At 62.5% G+C, this 16126-nt stretch carries 10 protein-coding genes and 1 riboswitch; of the genes, 8 read left to right on the forward strand and 2 right to left on the reverse strand.

All coding sequences use genetic code 11. From position 1 onward, the window contains the following. Nucleotides 1–7: 7 nt before the first annotated feature. Nucleotides 8–5935: a dermonecrotic toxin domain-containing protein gene (locus Q8X51_RS27485; RefSeq protein WP_407694771.1), complete on the reverse strand. Its 5928-nt coding sequence runs from the start codon at nt 5933–5935 to the stop codon at nt 8–10. A gap of 303 nt (nt 5936–6238) precedes the next feature. Here Q8X51_RS27485 and Q8X51_RS27490 point away from each other — a divergent pair, with 303 nt between their 5' ends. The 7 genes from Q8X51_RS27490 (at nt 6239) to astE (ending at nt 14035) form a co-directional block, all read left to right on the forward strand. After that, entirely contained in the window at nt 6239–7459 is a 1221-nt protein-coding gene (locus Q8X51_RS27490; RefSeq protein WP_027607765.1) for an aspartate aminotransferase family protein, read from the forward strand. A gap of 167 nt (nt 7460–7626) precedes the next feature. Continuing rightward, nucleotides 7627–8646 (forward strand): arginine/ornithine succinyltransferase subunit alpha, encoded by a 1020-nt coding sequence (aruF, locus tag Q8X51_RS27495; protein WP_003175655.1) that lies wholly within the window; start codon nt 7627–7629, stop codon nt 8644–8646. Between the two features lie 49 nt (nt 8647–8695). Then, nucleotides 8696–9721 carry an arginine N-succinyltransferase gene (gene astA, locus Q8X51_RS27500; RefSeq protein WP_027607767.1) on the forward strand — a complete coding sequence of 342 codons (1026 nt, stop codon included), beginning with the start codon at nt 8696–8698 and terminating at the stop codon, nt 9719–9721. Further along, the gene (astD, locus tag Q8X51_RS27505) at nt 9718–11187 is read left to right on the forward strand and encodes a succinylglutamate-semialdehyde dehydrogenase (RefSeq protein ID WP_407694782.1); all 1470 of its coding nucleotides are present in this window, start codon (nt 9718–9720) and stop codon (nt 11185–11187) included. Before astA ends, astD begins: the two co-directional genes overlap by 4 nt. Before the next feature lie 156 nt (nt 11188–11343). Beyond that, a complete protein-coding gene (gene astB, locus Q8X51_RS27510; protein WP_065926192.1) occupies nt 11344–12690 on the forward strand; it encodes an N-succinylarginine dihydrolase in 1347 nt (448 codons plus the stop codon). 38 nt (nt 12691–12728) lie between these two features. Continuing rightward, nucleotides 12729–13019 (forward strand): hypothetical protein, encoded by a 291-nt coding sequence (locus Q8X51_RS27515; protein ID WP_027607770.1) that lies wholly within the window; start codon nt 12729–12731, stop codon nt 13017–13019. Between the two features lie 11 nt (nt 13020–13030). Next, nucleotides 13031–14035, forward strand: coding sequence for a succinylglutamate desuccinylase (gene astE / locus Q8X51_RS27520; RefSeq protein WP_065926191.1), 1005 nt, complete (start codon nt 13031–13033; stop codon nt 14033–14035). A gap of 70 nt (nt 14036–14105) precedes the next feature. Here astE and Q8X51_RS27525 read toward each other — a convergent pair whose 3' ends face one another. Continuing rightward, the gene (locus Q8X51_RS27525) at nt 14106–14615 is read right to left on the reverse strand and encodes a 6,7-dimethyl-8-ribityllumazine synthase (RefSeq protein ID WP_065926190.1); all 510 of its coding nucleotides are present in this window, start codon (nt 14613–14615) and stop codon (nt 14106–14108) included. A 113-nt stretch (nt 14616–14728) separates the two neighbouring features. Next, nucleotides 14729–14898, reverse strand: a riboswitch (FMN riboswitch). A gap of 191 nt (nt 14899–15089) precedes the next feature. Here Q8X51_RS27525 and ltaE point away from each other — a divergent pair. Beyond that, nucleotides 15090–16094 (forward strand): low-specificity L-threonine aldolase, encoded by a 1005-nt coding sequence (ltaE, locus tag Q8X51_RS27530; protein ID WP_137212976.1) that lies wholly within the window; start codon nt 15090–15092, stop codon nt 16092–16094. The last annotated feature ends 32 nt before the right edge of the window (nt 16095–16126 follow it).

Below are 16126 nucleotides of genomic sequence, written 5' to 3' on the forward strand. Positions count from 1 at the left end.
TCCTCGCTTATTCCTCCATGGGTCTCGGGGTTCCCGGGGCCATCAGCGCCACGCCGAACTCGTCGAACATCGCCTCTTCCACGCCCAGTTCGTAGCCTGTCTGGCGGTAATAGTCGCGCAGCAGCTCGATGCTCTGATCGGACAGTGGGTTGCCGCTGAGGTCGGAGTCATCGTTGAGTGGCAACGGCATTTCCAACAGGTCGCTGGGCACGTCGACGATTTCGTTGTCACTCAAGTCCAGCACCCGCAGGCGGCCCAGGGCAAAGACGCCTTCCGGCACGTGTGTCAGTCCGCAGTTGTGCAGGTAGATCGACACTAGCCGTCCAAGGTTGCGGATGTCGGGAATAAATATCAGCGGGTTGTCACTCAGGTCCAGGTATTCCAGGTGGATAAGGCGTGAGAGCTGCTCTTTGCTCTCGCGGGTCAGACGGATATGGTTTTCCGCCAGCTTCAGATAGCGCAGGCGTCGGAGGCCGAACACCGAGGCGGGGATATCCAGCAGTGTGTGGCGTTCGAGGGTCAGGCTGACAAGGTTGGGGAAGCAGCGCAGCAGACCGTCCACTTGCTGGTTGGTACCGTCTCCGATGATCTCCAGCAGGCTCACGTGATCGAACTGCGCACTCAGCATCGGCATGTCCCCCAATAACTGGCCGTGGAACACCAGTTTATGGCTGTGGCGGGTGAAACCGTTGGAGTCGTCCAACTCGCCCTCCCGGCGCCAGCAGCGTTCGAGCAAATCCTTGAAGCCCAGGCGACGGATTTGTTCTTCGGCCCGCGCGCCCTCGTCCAGCACGGTGTCGAGCAGTGGGTCTCTGGAGGGGACCTCCATAGCCCAGGCTTGGAGGTGTGCCTGCAGGTCCTGATACTCGCCATCCAGGCGCGTGATGTGCAGGTCTACGGTGTCCAGGTCGCCCGGTAACTGGAAGTACACACGGCTGACCTCGCGGTTGTTGAGGCTTGGGTACAGTGCTTGTAGCTGTTGCAGTTGGGGTTGGGGGGCCGGCGCGTTCCAGTGCTCGCCAGTGGCCTGGCAGTAGGTTTTGATGCGGGCGAGGGTGTGCCGTGACAACGGATTATCCGACAGGTCAAAGGCTGCGCTGAGGGTGGCGGGCAGTTGGAAGCCTTGATCGGGAATCTGCTCGATGGCGTTGTGACTCAGGTCTACCCGTGTCCGGGCGATGTTGCCCGCCAGCAGCGCCGGTGGAATTTCCCGCAGGCCGGTGTTGCTCAGTGACAGGCTGGTCAGGGCTGTCAGGCGATTGAAGTCCGGTAGCCAGACCAGGCGGTTATTGGCCAGGTCCAGGTGTTGGAGGTGGGTCATGCTGGAAAGCACCTGGGCGCTGGCGGGGTTCAGTTCAATGGCGCAGCGATCCAGGCGCAGATGGGTCAGCCGCTCCAGTTGCGGCAGGGTCCTGGGCAAATGCATCAGGGTATAGCGCTCGATGGACAGGCGCTCCAACTGTGGAAAGCTGCGCAGAAACGCGTTGGGCTGCAGGGTGGATGCATTGCCGGACAGGCTCAGTGATGAGACATGGGGGAAGGGCGTGCTCAGGGCGGGAATATCGCCGCTGATGGGGTAGGGCAGGTTGAGTGTGAAGCGCGGGAGACGCCCTGGGGCGCGTGTGTCCTGCTCGGTTTCCCGACGCCAGCCGGCTTCGAGCGTGTCCACGAACAGTGAGCGATAGGTGCGCTCCTGGCCGGACACTTGCTCGTCGTCGGCCCAAGGTGCCAGCGTTTGGCGAATCCGCGGGTATTCGATTTCAAGCTGCGCCAGCGCTGCGCGGCCTGCGTCCAGGTTGCCCGGGAAATCGAAGATGAGCTGATTGATGTCATTGTCCGACAGCGTTGGGTAAAGGCGTCTGGCGCTTTGGATTTCGGTGCCGGGCGCGTCAATGTCCCAGCGGCCACCGGTTCTTTGGTAGTACCCCTTGACCCGCTCCAGCGTGGGTCCCGACAGCGGGTTGCTGGAGAGGTCGAACTTGCGGCTGGTTTCTACCGGCAACTCGAACAGCGCCGGAGGCAGTTCGCGGATCTGGTTATTGGACAAAACCGCCAGTTCCAACTGTGGACGGTTCAGCAGGCCTGGCGGCAAATCACGGATGCCGGTGTAGCTCAGGTCCAAGTGTTGCAGGTGGGCCATGTGGGTAACGCTGGGCGTCAGGCCCAGAGGGTTGTTATACAGGTCCAGGGTCTTCAGGCGAGTCATGCTGCCAAGGGCCACCCGAGTTTCTTCGGTCAGGGTAATGTTGCAGTCGCTCAATATCAGCGCGTCGAGGCTGGGCAGTTGCGCGATGCTTGGCGCAAGGCCACCCAGGTAAAACTGGCTGACGTTCAGGTGACGCAGGCGTGGGAACAACTGCACGAAGTCATTGATCTGCAGTGCGGTGTGCTGACCCTTGAGCTCCAGCAGGCTGATGTGCTCGAAGCGTGCCGTGAGCCTGGGCAGTTCGCCGTAGATCGGGATCGTCAGTTGCAGCTTGTGGCCATTGAGGAGCAGTTGGTCATGGTAGTGATCAATCGCGGTTTCCTGGCGCCAGCCGCGCCTGACCTCCTGGGCCCACAGGGCACGGTTGCGTCGCACGTACTGGTATTCCCGGGGCGTCAGTGGTGCTTCAGTGATGGGGTGGAAGGTGGGCGTCATGTGTTCCCAGACGGCGAGGTCGGTGTCCAGTTTGTTGTATTCGACCTGCAGGGTTATCAGGGTCGCCAAGGCGCCGCCGGGACGGCTTTCCAGGGTCTGAACCAGGTCGGCGATCTGTTCCGCAGGGAGGCTGGGCAGCAAGTGCTGGGCGCGCTGCTCAAGCGTGGGCTGCGGCTCGGCGGCTGGTGGCCGTGACGGCCCTGCTGCCTGATAACCGTCCATGCCGCCACGCAGGCGCATGACTGTGGGGTCGAACGTCGGTTTGCGGTAAGTGTCTGCGCTGAGCAAGGTGCGCAGCCGCTCGCGATCGAGCACGTGCTCGCCAATCGCCTGGCGCAGGCGCTCGCCCTGGCCGATGTGGATGTTCAGGGCGTCGCGCTGGCTATCGGGGATCGCCTGGAGGATGGCGGTGAAGAAATCGGTGTCGCCAAACACCGGGCCCTTTTCATCGACAGGCGTATAGCGGCCCGATTCGGTATGGATGACGATTCGCTTGAGCGGCGCGTCTTCGGCGCCGATAGCCTCCAGCAACGGGCCGTCGCTACGGTACTGCCGGACTTCCAGGCGCATGCGCGTCGACCATCCGGGCAGGCGCTCCAGGGACAGCAGCGCGAGCAGGTGAGTGTCGGGGTTGTCGACGGCGTCCAGGTAGAGCCCTTCGTAAGCACGGGTGGTGCGCACATCCAGTTGGGCGGCTGCGGCTTGCTCGGCTATATGCGTCGGCACCTTGCCTTGGTCGATGGCTTGCAACTCGTCGCCGGTGGCATTGGCCAGCAGTTCATGGGCGACGCTGACGGGCAGGCCGGGCTCGGGGGCGGCGTCGATGATTTTTTGCAGCGCTGCCCCCGGGCTATGTTCTTCGCTGCGGTAGCGGGAATCGAACAGCGAGAAGCGTTTTTCGTGGGCAAGGCGGGCGATCTTTTTGCGCAGGGCCGCGGCGCGAATAGACGCATGGGAGGCGGGCTGGTCGGCGGGTTCTTCAAGCAGTGCTTTGCGCTCGGCTTCATCCAAACTCTCCACCAGCACGCGTAGCAGATCACCATTTTCCAATTGGCTTTCATGGATCTGTACCACGCTAGCGTCGGGCCGGCCAAGAAACTCCCATTGGGTTTTCCCGTGGGTATCCAGGAACCGCAAGGTCTTGGAGGCGGGCCACAGGCCGTAGCTGGTGAGTATCTGCAACTGTGTCTGAACGTCCGCCTGGCCATAGATGAGCGGGTCATCGCTGTTGAGTTGCGTGATGAAGTCTTGCAGCGCTAGATCGATCTTGAAGCGCTTGAGGGTATCGGCCAGCAGCGGCGGCGGCGTTTGCCCGGTGTGGTGCATCTGGCGCAGCGCGTTGTCGTGGGTACCGCTGACGCTGCGCGCCTGCTGCAAGCGCGCGTCATCCAGGCCTTCGGCCGGGTAGCCGAGACGCCGCATCAGTGTGGCGCTGTCCCAGCTCAGCGGGCGGTCCAACTCGGTAATCCAGGCGCCCTGGCCGTTGCTGATCACCTGCGGCTGGTAGGCCGACGCACGGCTGGGGTGCTGCACAAAATAGCGCTGGCTGATGGGGTCTTGCCGGACGGTGTAATAGTCGTCGCCCACCTGCAGCAGGTTTTTGCCGTTGAAGCGGTACACGCCTTTCTCATCAGGACGTACGCCGCTGGGCGGGCTCTGTTTGAGACGATAAGGCTCAAGATCGGGCTTCCACAGGCGTTCGCCGCCATCGGGTCTGGTCACGGGTGTGAGGCCATCCAGAAACCCCAGGCACTCACTCGGCAGCACTTTGCGCAGAATGCCCTGGGCGATGGGGATGCCGGTGGCAAACAGGCCCAATTGCACCAGTTGCTCGATAAACCCCATCGCATGTCCGAAGGCTTCCTGCACCTGGCCTTCGGCCCAGTCAATAACCCCTTCGAAGGCTTCGTCCAGCAATTGGTAGGCGGTGTAGCCGAGCATGAGCATGCCCAGTGGCGGCACAAAGGGGGTGGCAATCAGGGCGACGACTTGCAGCAGTGCCGAGGCGATTTTTTGCACCAGGTCCCAGCGCTCCCAGCGCGCTTTCTGGTTGGCGCTGGCGGTGCTCACGGCCTGGCTGCGCGCGTCGTTCAGCAGTTTGCTCAACTTCATCTGATGCAGGTAATGGAACAGCGGCTGCTTGATGGGAATGCCACGAAACTGCAGGTTTGCTCGCTCCACCTCGCTGCCGCGCCAACTGGGCAGCGGATCGCCCGGTGTATGCGAGTGCCAGGTCACTTGGCTCAGGCGGCCCGTGAGGTCGGCGAAAAAACGCCCCAGGTCGGCATGGTCGACAAAGCGGCTGAAGAAGTGCTGAAAGTCCGAGGCGCGCAACCGTGCGGTGAGCGCCTGGATAAACGCCTGCGTGCTGGCGTATTGCTTGATGGGGTGCTGCGGGTCGTCAGGGATATAGGCGATCACCGGCACCGGCTCGCGGCTTGCATCCAGGTCCTGGGAAAACAGTACGATCCCGGTCAGGCGGCTGGACATGATCATCAGCTCATGAGCGACCCACATCGGGCGGTGCTGTCCGTGATCAATCAGGCTGTGGACCGCGTCGTAGCCGGTTTGCGGGATGTCGCCCGTGAGCAGTGCCATGTACAGCGAGCGTTTGAGCGCGCTGCTCAGGCTCTGCTCGACCTTGTATTGCAGGGCGGCCATGGCCACAGGGTTGTCCAGCCCCAGGTAATCTTCGAGATAGCGCTGATAGCGCCCGCCGATATCCAATTCACGGCAGAGGGTGGCAAATTGGGCAATGGTGATGCGTGCGTCAACCGCCGGCAGGCTTTGGAAATGCCCGGCGGCGTTGGGTTGGTTGCTGAAACCGGAGTTGCGCTCGTAGGCATCGGGCTGTGCTTCGGCGGGCTCGAAGTTATGCAGCGCGGCGTTGAGCAGTGAAACGCTCCACGTACGCGAGGCCCCGGCCTGAACCCGAAACCCCGCAAGCGTCAATGGCACATAGAGTTGCAGCCAGGTGCTGCGCACATCCAGATCGACGCCGTATTGGCGCTTCAGCGCCGGTTGCAGCAGTTCGGCGCCGAAGGTTTGCGGGCTTTTGAGGCCGGCCAGAGCCTTGTCTACCTGATTCTGCCGGGTCCAGGCTTCGCCGTTGAGACGCTTGAGTTCGGCGTGCTGGGTGGCGGAGGCGTTTTTGTACCAGTCGGGAAAACTCCCGGACACTTCGCCCAGGGTGGAACGCCTGGCTGGCGTGGCGTCACCCAGCCAGTGGGGAATGGCCTGCATGACAATGGTGTGGCGAACTTCGCCGCTGGCTGGCGCGGGGAGGGGAGGCATGGGATCGATCCTTGACAGTGTGAGTGTCTTTTCAGCAGACCAGTCGGCACGCGATCGACGGCGGTAGATAGTTGGTGCGGTGTGCTTCTGCGGATTCGCGAACATCACCTGCCCATGGAGCCGGCACACGGTTTAAACTGCGCCATTGCGACGCTATTTGTCGCATTGGCGTAAACCCGCCTAAATCGCGGGTTGGCGCTATAAGAAGTTGTCGCTTGGCGGCAAGGCCGCTCTGAAAACTGTCCTTACAATCCCTGCATCGCCCGCCAGTTCCAGGCAGGCGTTCCTCTTCAGGAGACTCCGATGTCCGTTGAGCAAGCCCCGGTGCAACGTGCCGATTTCGACCAGGTCATGGTTCCCAACTACGCCCCTGCTGCGTTCATCCCCGTGCGCGGCGCAGGTTCGCGCGTATGGGACCAGGCGGGTCGCGAGCTGATCGACTTTGCCGGCGGCATCGCGGTCAACGTATTGGGCCACGCCCATCCGGCGCTGGTCGGTGCATTGACCGAGCAGGCCAACAAGCTGTGGCACGTCTCCAACGTCTTCACCAATGAGCCGGCCCTGCGCCTGGCCCATAAGTTGATCGACGCCACGTTTGCCGAGCGCGTGTTCTTCTGCAACTCGGGCGCTGAGGCCAACGAGGCCGCATTCAAGCTGGCCCGTCGCGTGGCGTTCGACCGTTTCGGCAGCGAGAAGTACGAGATCATTGCCGCGCTGAACAGCTTCCACGGCCGTACCCTGTTCACCGTCAACGTCGGTGGCCAGTCGAAGTACTCCGATGGTTTCGGGCCTAAAATCACCGGCATCACCCACGTCCCTTATAACGACCTGGAAGCGCTGAAAGCCGCCGTATCGGACAAGACCTGCGCCGTGGTGCTGGAACCGATCCAGGGCGAAGGCGGCGTACTGCCGGCCGAACTGGCTTACCTGCAAGGTGCCCGCGAACTGTGCGACGCCAACAATGCGCTGCTGGTTTTCGACGAAGTGCAGACCGGCATGGGCCGCAGCGGCCATCTGTTTGCCTACCAGCACTACGGCGTGGTGCCCGACATCCTCACCAGCGCCAAGAGCCTGGGCGGCGGTTTCCCGATCGCGGCGATGCTCACCCGTGAAGACCTGGCCAAGCACCTGGTGGTCGGTACCCACGGCACCACCTACGGCGGCAACCCGCTGGCGTGCGCAGTGGCCGAAGCGGTCATCGACGTGATCAACACCCCTGAGGTGCTGGCCGGCGTCAACGCCAAGCACGACCTGTTCAAGGCGCGCCTGGAGCAGATCGGCAAGCAGTACGGCATCTTCACCGAAGTGCGCGGCATGGGCCTGCTGATCGGTTGCGTACTGAGCGATGCGTTCAAAGGCAAGGCCAAGGACGTGTTCAACGCGGCCGAGAAAGAAAACCTGATGATCCTGCAAGCCGGCCCCGACGTGGTGCGTTTTGCGCCGAGCCTGGTGGTGGAAGACGCGGACATCAACGAAGGCCTGGATCGTTTCGAGCGTGCGGTAAAAACGCTGACCCAAGCCTGATAGCGACACCTTCTGCCGGCTGGACTGGGTCAAAAATGTGGGAGGGGCGGTGCGACGATTCGACTTGCCCCCTCCCACACTGGAATATGCCCCACATGAAGATATGGGGTGTTCCTGACCTGTTCGGTATTTTTTTCCTGTGAGTTCTAGAGTTAAGGAGTGACACCATGCTGGTGATGCGCCCCGCGCAAATGGCTGATCTGGGCGAGGTACAGCGTCTGGCTGCGGACAGCCCGATTGGTGTCACCTCCTTGCCGGATGATGTGGAACGCCTGAGCGACAAGATCGCCGCCAGCGAAGCGTCCTTCGCGGCCGAGGTGAGTTTCAACGGTGAAGAAAGCTATTTCTTCGTGCTGGAAGACACCGAGACCGGCAAGCTCGCCGGCTGCTCGGCCATTGTCGCCTCGGCCGGTTACTCGGAGCCGTTCTACAGTTTTCGTAACGAGACCTTCGTGCACGCCTCCCGCGAGCTGAAGATCCACAACAAGATCCACGTGCTTTCCCAGTGCCATGACCTCACCGGAAACAGCCTGCTCACCAGCTTCTACGTGGTGCCGGAGCTGGTCGGTTCGCCGTGGTCGGAACTCAATTCCCGTGGCCGCCTGTTGTTCGTCGCCAGCCACCCCGAGCGCTTTGCCGACTCGGTGGTGACCGAGATTGTCGGCTACAGCGACGAGAACGGTGATTCGCCGTTCTGGGATGCCATCGGCCGCAACTTCTTCGACCTCAACTACGCTGCCGCCGAGCGCCTGTGCGGGCTGAAAAGCCGTACGTTCCTCGCCGAGCTGATGCCGCATTACCCGATCTACGTGCCGCTGTTGCCGGACGAAGCCCAGGAAGCCATGGGCCAGGTGCACCCGCGTGCGCAGATCACCTTCGACATCCTGATGCGCGAAGGCTTCGAGACTGACCACTACATCGACATCTTCGACGGCGGCCCAACGCTGCACGCACGGGTCTCGGGCATTCGCTCGATCGCCCAGAGCCGTGTGGTGCCGGTGAAGATCGGCGAGATGGTCAAGGGTGTCGGCCGCCAGTACCTGGTGAGCAACGCGCAGTTGCAGGATTACCGCGCGGTCATGCTGGAGCTGGACTACGCGCCGGGCAAACCGGTGACCCTGGACCTGGCAGCCGCCGAAGCCCTGGGTGTTGGTGAAGGTGCGAGTGTGCGCCTGGTAGCGGTATAAACAGAGTGTCGCGGGTGGCTGGCAGCAGCGGCCCGTCTGAGGAGATAGCATGATCGTTCGTCCCGTACGCAGCAGCGATTTACCGGCCCTGATTGATCTGGCGCGCAGCACCGGCACCGGCCTCACCACCTTGCCGGCCAACGAAGAGCGCCTGACCCACCGGGTTGGCTGGGCGGAAAAAACCTTTCGCGGCGACGCCGGGCGCGGTGATGCCGACTACCTGTTCGTGCTGGAAAACGACGAAGGTCGGGTGGTTGGGATTTCCGCCATCGCCGGTGCCGTCGGCCTGCGCGAGCCGTGGTACAACTTCCGGGTCGGCCTGACGGTCAGCGCCTCCCAGGAACTGAATATCTACCGTGAAATTCCGACGCTGTTCCTGGCCAACGACCTCACCGGCAATTCCGAGCTGTGCTCGTTGTTCCTGCATGCCGATTACCGCAACGGCCTCAACGGCCGCATGCTGGCCAAGGCGCGCCTGCTGTTTATCGCCGAGTTCCCACAGCTGTTTGGCAACAAGATCATCGCCGAGATGCGTGGCGTGTCCAACGACGCCGGGCGTTCGCCGTTCTGGGAAAGCCTGGGCCGGCACTTCTTCAAGATGGAATTCAGCCAGGCCGACTACCTGACCGGCGTGGGCAACAAGGCGTTTATCGCTGAGCTGATGCCCAAGTTTCCGTTGTACAGCTGCTTCCTTTCCGAGGACGCGCGCAACGTGATCGGCAAGGTCCACCCGGACACCGAGCCGGCGTTGAGCATGCTCAAGAGCGAAGGCTTCAGCTACCAGGGCTACGTCGATATTTTCGACGCCGGCCCGGCGGTGGAGTGCGAGACCGCCAAGATCCGTGCGGTGCGCGACAGCCAATCATTGGTGTTGGCCATCGGCACACCGGGGGACGACGCCACGCCGTTCCTGATCCATAACCGCAAACGCGAAGATTGCCGCATCACCGCCGCACCGGCGCGCCTGGCGGCAGGCACGCTGGTGGTCGATCCGCAAACCGCCAAGCGCCTGCAACTGGTGGTGGGTGATCAAGTGCGTGCCGTACCGTTGTCTGCTGCTCGGGAGTCGAAATAATGAATTCGTTGTATATCGCAGGTAGCTGGCTGGCTGGCCAGGGTGAACTGTTTGAATCGCGTAACCCGGTGACCCAGCAGGTGCTGTGGGTCGGTAATGGCGCCACGGTCGAGCAGGTCGAGTCGGCCGTGCAGGCCGCGCGCCAGGCGTTCCCGGCCTGGGCCCGGCGCCCGCTGGAAGAGCGCATCAGCGTGCTGGAAGCCTTCGCCGCGAGCCTGAAAAGCCGCGCCGATGAAATCGCCCGCTGCATCGGCGAGGAGACCGGCAAGCCGCTGTGGGAGTCGGCCACCGAAGTCACCAGCATGGCCAACAAGATCGCGATCTCGGTGCAAAGCTACCGCGAGCGTACCGGCGAGAAGAGCGGCCCCCTGGGCGACGCCACTGCCGTATTGCGCCACAAGCCCCACGGCGTGGTGGCGGTGTTTGGTCCTTACAACTTCCCCGGTCACCTGCCCAACGGGCATATCGTCCCGGCGTTGCTGGCGGGTAACACCGTACTGTTCAAGCCCAGCGAGCTGACCCCGAAAGTCGCCGAGCTGACCGTGCAGTGCTGGATCGACGCCGGTTTGCCGGCGGGCGTGTTGAACCTGCTGCAAGGTGCGCGCGAGACCGGCATTGCGTTGGCCGCCAACCCCGGTATCGACGGGTTATTTTTCACCGGGTCCAGCCGTACCGGCAATCATCTGCACCAGCAATTCTCCGGGCGCCCGGACAAGATCCTGGCCCTGGAAATGGGCGGCAACAACCCGCTGGTGGTGGATGAAGTGGCCGACGTGGATGCGGCGGTCTACACCATCATCCAGTCGGCGTTTATCTCTGCCGGCCAGCGTTGCACCTGTGCCCGTCGCCTGCTGGTGCCGGAAGGTGCCTGGGGCGATGCGTTGCTGGCGCGGCTGGTGGCGGTGAGTGCGACGATTGAAGTCGGCGCGTTCGACCAGCAACCGCCGCCGTTCATGGGCTCGGTGATTTCCCTGGCAGCGGCAAAAGCCCTGATGGAGGCCCAGGAACTGATGTTGGCCAATGGCGCCGTGGCACTGTTGGAGATGACCCAGCCCCAGGACCAGGCCGCCTTGCTGACCCCAGGCATCATCGACGTAACCGGCGTGACCGAGCGCGAAGACGAAGAGCTGTTCGGCCCGTTGTTGCAGGTGATCCGCTACGCCGATTTCGCGGCGGCGATTGCCGAAGCCAACAACACCCAGTACGGCCTGGCCGCGGGCCTGTTGTCCGATTCCGAGGTGCGTTACCAGCAATTCTGGCTGGAAAGCCGTGCTGGCATCGTCAACTGGAACAAACAGCTGACCGGCGCCGCCAGCACCGCGCCATTTGGTGGGGTAGGGGCCTCGGGCAACCATCGCGCCAGTGCGTATTACGCGGCGGATTATTGTGCGTACCCGGTGGCGTCGCTTGAAACGCCAAGCCTGGTGGTACCGGCCACGCTAACCCCCGGCATTACGCTGATCTAAATGTGGGAGGGGGCTTGCTCCCGATGGCGGTGTGTCAGTCACCTGATTGATCAACTGACAGACTGCTATCGGGAGCAAGCCCCCTCCCACACTGGATTTGTGGTGTGTTGAAGATTTTTGAAGCCTATAAAAACAGATGTTCGTGGAGCCTCGCCGATGAAATCCTATGAAGTCAATTTTGACGGTCTAGTGGGGCCGACCCATAACTACGGCGGTTTGTCCTTCGGCAACGTCGCGTCCCAGAGCAACAGCCAGCAGCATTCCAACCCCAGGGAAGCGGCGTTGCAGGGCCTGCAGAAAATGAAAGCCCTGATGGACATGGGCTTTGTGCAAGGCGTGCTCGCGCCCCAGGAGCGTCCGGACGTAGCGGCGTTGCGCAACCTCGGTTTCAGCGGCACCGACGCCCAGGTCATCCAGCAGGCGGCCAAGCAGGCCATGCCGTTGTTGGTCGCCAGTTGCTCGGCATCGAGCATGTGGGTGGCCAACGCCGCCACCGTCAGCCCGAGCGCCGACACGGCAGATGGCCGCGTGCATTTCACCGCCGCCAACCTCAATTGCAAATACCACCGCAGCATCGAACACCCCACCACCAGCCGAGTGCTGGGGGCGATGTTTGCCGACCAGAAGCACTTTGCCCACCACGCCGCGTTACCGGCGGTGGCGCAGTTCGGCGACGAAGGTGCGGCCAACCACACGCGTTTCTGCCGTGAGTACGGCGACGCGGGCGTGGAGTTTTTCGTGTTCGGGCGCAGCGCGTTCGACCCCCGTTACCCGGCCCCGCAGAAGTACCCGGCGCGCCAGACCCTCGAAGCCTCCCAGGCCGTCGCCCGCCTGCATGGCCTGAAGGATGAAGGCGTGGTCTACGCCCAGCAGAACCCGGCGGTGATCGATGCCGGCGTGTTCCACAACGACGTGATCGCGGTGGGCAACGGCGAGGTGCTGTTCTATCACGAGGACGCATTCCTCAATACCGAACAGATGCTGGCCGAGTTGCAGGGCAAGTTGGGCAAGCTGGGCGGCAACTTCCAGGCGGTGTGTGTGCCGCGTGCCCAGGTCAGCGTCGAGGACGCGGTGCGTTCCTACCTGTTCAACAGCCAGTTGCTGACCCGCGCCGACGGTTCGATGTTGCTGATCGTGCCGGAGGAGTGCCGCGCCAACGAGCGCGTCTGGCAGTACCTGCAAGGCCTGACGGCGTCCGCTGGGCTGATCCGCGAAGTCAAAGTCTTCGACCTCAAGCAAAGCATGCAGAACGGCGGAGGCCCGGCGTGCCTGCGCCTGCGCGTGGCCCTGAACGAAACCGAGCTGGCAGCGGTGAACCCAGGGGTTATCATGACCGCGCCGTTGTACGACACACTGACCCAATGGGTCGACAAGCACTACCGCGACAGCCTGCGCGAAACCGACCTGGCTGACCCGCAATTGCTGCTTGAGTGCCGGACGGCACTGGATGAACTGACGCAAATCCTTAAACTGGGCTCGGTTTATCCTTTCCAGATCAATTAACGCCACCTCTTTTTACACCCTATGGCTGAGAATTATTTATGAGCACCGACACCCTGCAACTGATCCTTGAAGACACCGACGGTACCCAGCTGGAAACCTCCTGCACCCGCGTCGCCGTGGTCTGGCAGGGCAAGGAAATCTGGATCCAGCACGACGGCCGTGGCCAACTGCTGATCGGCGTGGACGTGGAAGAAGGCGACGCCGAATACGCCAACCTGTTGATGCGCCCCCTGGCCACCAACCTGATGAGCCTGCAACTGGAAATGGAACCGGCCGACGTTGAAGGTGATGACGACGATCACGTCCATGGCCCAGGCTGCAACCACTAAGGAAGCTGCGTATGCTCGCCCTCGGCAAACTGCTTGAACTGACCCTCGCCGGTCGCGAACCGGCGCAAAAAATTCAACTGACTGTCGACGGCGTGCAGATGCGCTGGCTCAGCGAGGGCGCACTCGAAGTGCGCCCGCCGCAGGCAACGGACAATGGCAGCGACCTGCTGCTGTCGTCCGGCATCCATGGCAACGAAACCGCGCCGATCGAATTGCTCGACCGCCTGTTGCATGGCATCGCCCGTGGGGAGATCAAGCCCCGCACCCGTATTCTGTTCCTGTTCGGCAACCCTGAGGCCATGCGCCGCGGCGAGCGTTACCTTGAACTGGACGTCAACCGGCTGTTCAACGGCCGGCATGAAAAAAACATCGGCCCCGAAGCCATGCGCGCCGCCGAGCTTGAACAACTGGCCCGCAGCTTCTTCAGCTTGCCTGGCCGTTCGCGCCTGCATTACGACCTGCACACCGCCATCCGCGGCTCGAAGATCGAGCAGTTTGCGCTGTACCCCTGGAAGGAGGGGCGCCAGCATTCACGTCACGAACTGGCGCGCCTGAACGCCGCTGGCATGGAAGCGGTGCTGCTGCAGAACAAGAGCTCGATCACCTTTACCGCGTTTACCTATGAGCAGCTGGAGGCCGAGGCTTTCACCCTGGAACTGGGCAAGGCACGGCCGTTCGGGCACAACCAGGGCGTGAATGTCTCCCGCCTGGAGCTGCGCCTCAAGCAGATCATCGAAGGCACCGAGCCTGAGACTGACAGCCTGGACGGGTTGAAACTGTTCGCCGTGTCGCGGGAAGTCATCAAGCACAGCGATGCATTCCTGCTGCACTTGCCGGCGGACGTGGAAAACTTTTCGGAATTGGAAAAGGGTTATCTGCTGGCCGAAGACGTGGCCAAGACCCGCTGGGTGATCGAGGAGGAGGGGGCGCGCATCATCTTCCCCAACCCGAAGGTGAAGAATGGCTTGCGGGCGGGGATATTGATTGTGCCAACCACAGAGGCCGGGCTGGCGTAGATCTGAGCCTTAACCTGGTCCAAATGTGGGAGGGGCAAGCCCCCTCCCACATCTTGTTTTGCAGTGTTGCTTAGACCGCTACCGCCCGTGGCTCGCTGCGACGGATCGCCCGCACCTTGTGCAGGGTGTCGGCGCATGTACGTGCAGCTTCCTGGCCCTTGTGCACGAAGTGCTCATGGAAGAACGCGGTGTGTTCGCTGCCGGCATGGAAGTGATGCGGCGTCAGGGACACCGAGAACACCGGCACTTCGGTTTCCAGCTGCACCTGCATCAGGCCGCTGACCACCGACTGGGCCACGAACTCGTGACGGTAGATCCCGCCGTCCACCACCAGCGCGGCGGCCACGATACCGGCGTAACGACCGGTCTTGGCCAGCAGCTTGGCGTGCAGGGGCATTTCAAAGGCGCCGCCGACTTCGAAGAAATCGATGTCCGATTCCTGGTAGCCCTGGGCGATCATTTCGGCGAGGAAGCCTTTGCGGGATTGGTCGACAATATCCTTGTGCCAGCAGGCCTGGATAAACGCGACGCGCTCGCCGTGATGGTTTTTGCTTTTGCTGTCGATTGCGGTGGGTTGCATGTTCTGACTCCTGTTTAAGAAAAAAACAGGGCGTTATGAATCGAATGGGATTTAAGGGTACGAACCGCCGAGTCATGCAGGCATGCGCTCAGCGTGCGGCCCTTAGGTGCCAATCCCGTTCTCTCTTCATCCGGACTATGACCGTCGGCCCCGGGATCACACCGGGTCTGCTGACCTTGTCGCCGTCCTGCGTGAGCAGTTCGAGGCGCCAAGCGCTCGCGGGCTATGCACCTTGCGTGCAATTACCGCCGGTGGGGAATTGCACCCCGCCCTGAGAACGTTGCCACCAGAACCCTGGTGGCGGAGAGTTTTTAACATGGTTTTTCATAAACTGCACGAGCGTCGTATCGATAAGCTATATCGGTTTGTTTGGTTGGTATTCGATTGAGAACGCGTGGGGCTTGATATTCCGCGGCTTTGCCCGCAGTAATCATCCTCATAAGAATCTTAATGAACCCCTTCGAGGCTTGTTTCATGTCTGTGATCGACCTGCGCAGCGACACCGTGACCCAACCCACCGCCGGCATGCTCGACGCCATGGCCAATGCCGCCAGCGGCGATGACGTCTACGGCGAAGACCCCAGCGTCAACCGCCTGGAGGCCGAGCTGGCCAAGCGCCTGGGCTTTGCGGCCGCGCTGTTCGTGCCCACCGGCACCATGAGCAACCTGCTGGCGCTGATGGCCCACTGTGAGCGTGGCGAGGAGTACATCGTCGGCCAGCAGGCCCACACCTACAAATACGAGGGCGGCGGCGCGGCCGTGCTGGGTTCGATCCAGCCGCAGCCGCTGGACGTGCAGGCGGATGGCTCCCTCGACCTGAGTCAGGTGCTCGAGGCCATCAAGCCCGACGACTTCCACTTCGCCCGCACCCGCCTGCTGGCCCTGGAAAACACCATGCAGGGCAAGGTGCTGCCGCTGGACTACCTGGCGAAGGCGCGGGCGTTTACCCGCGAACATGGCCTGGCCCTGCACCTGGATGGCGCGCGACTCTACAACGCGGCGGTCAAGCTTGGGGTCGATGCACGGGAGATCGCCCAGCATTTCGACTCGGTGTCGGTGTGCCTGTCCAAGGGCCTCGGTGCGCCGATCGGCTCGGTGCTGTGCGGCTCCACGGCGTTGATCGCCAAGGCACGCCGTTTGCGCAAGATGGTCGGCGGCGGCATGCGCCAGGCCGGTTCCCTGGCGGCAGCAGGGCTGTATGCCCTGGATCACCAGGTGCAGCGCCTGGCCGACGACCACGCCAATGCGCAATGGCTGGGCGATGAGCTGCGCAACGCCGGTTACGCGGTGGAGCCGGTGCAGACCAACATGGTCTACGTGCAGATCGGCGACCAGGCCCAGGCCTTGAAGGCGTTTGCCGCCGAGCGTGGGATCAAGTTGAGTGCTGCGCCGCGCCTGCGCATGGTGACGCATCTGGATGTGAGCCGGGCGCAGATCGAGCAAGTGCTCAAGGCATTCGTCGATTTTTCGCGCAAATGAGTGTGCAGACCGTCTAATTGAACCTCTCTATC

It is taken from the genome of Pseudomonas sp. Yb2C2, from assembly GCF_052112325.1.
Classification (GTDB): Bacteria; Pseudomonadota; Gammaproteobacteria; order Pseudomonadales; family Pseudomonadaceae; genus Aquipseudomonas; species Aquipseudomonas marginalis.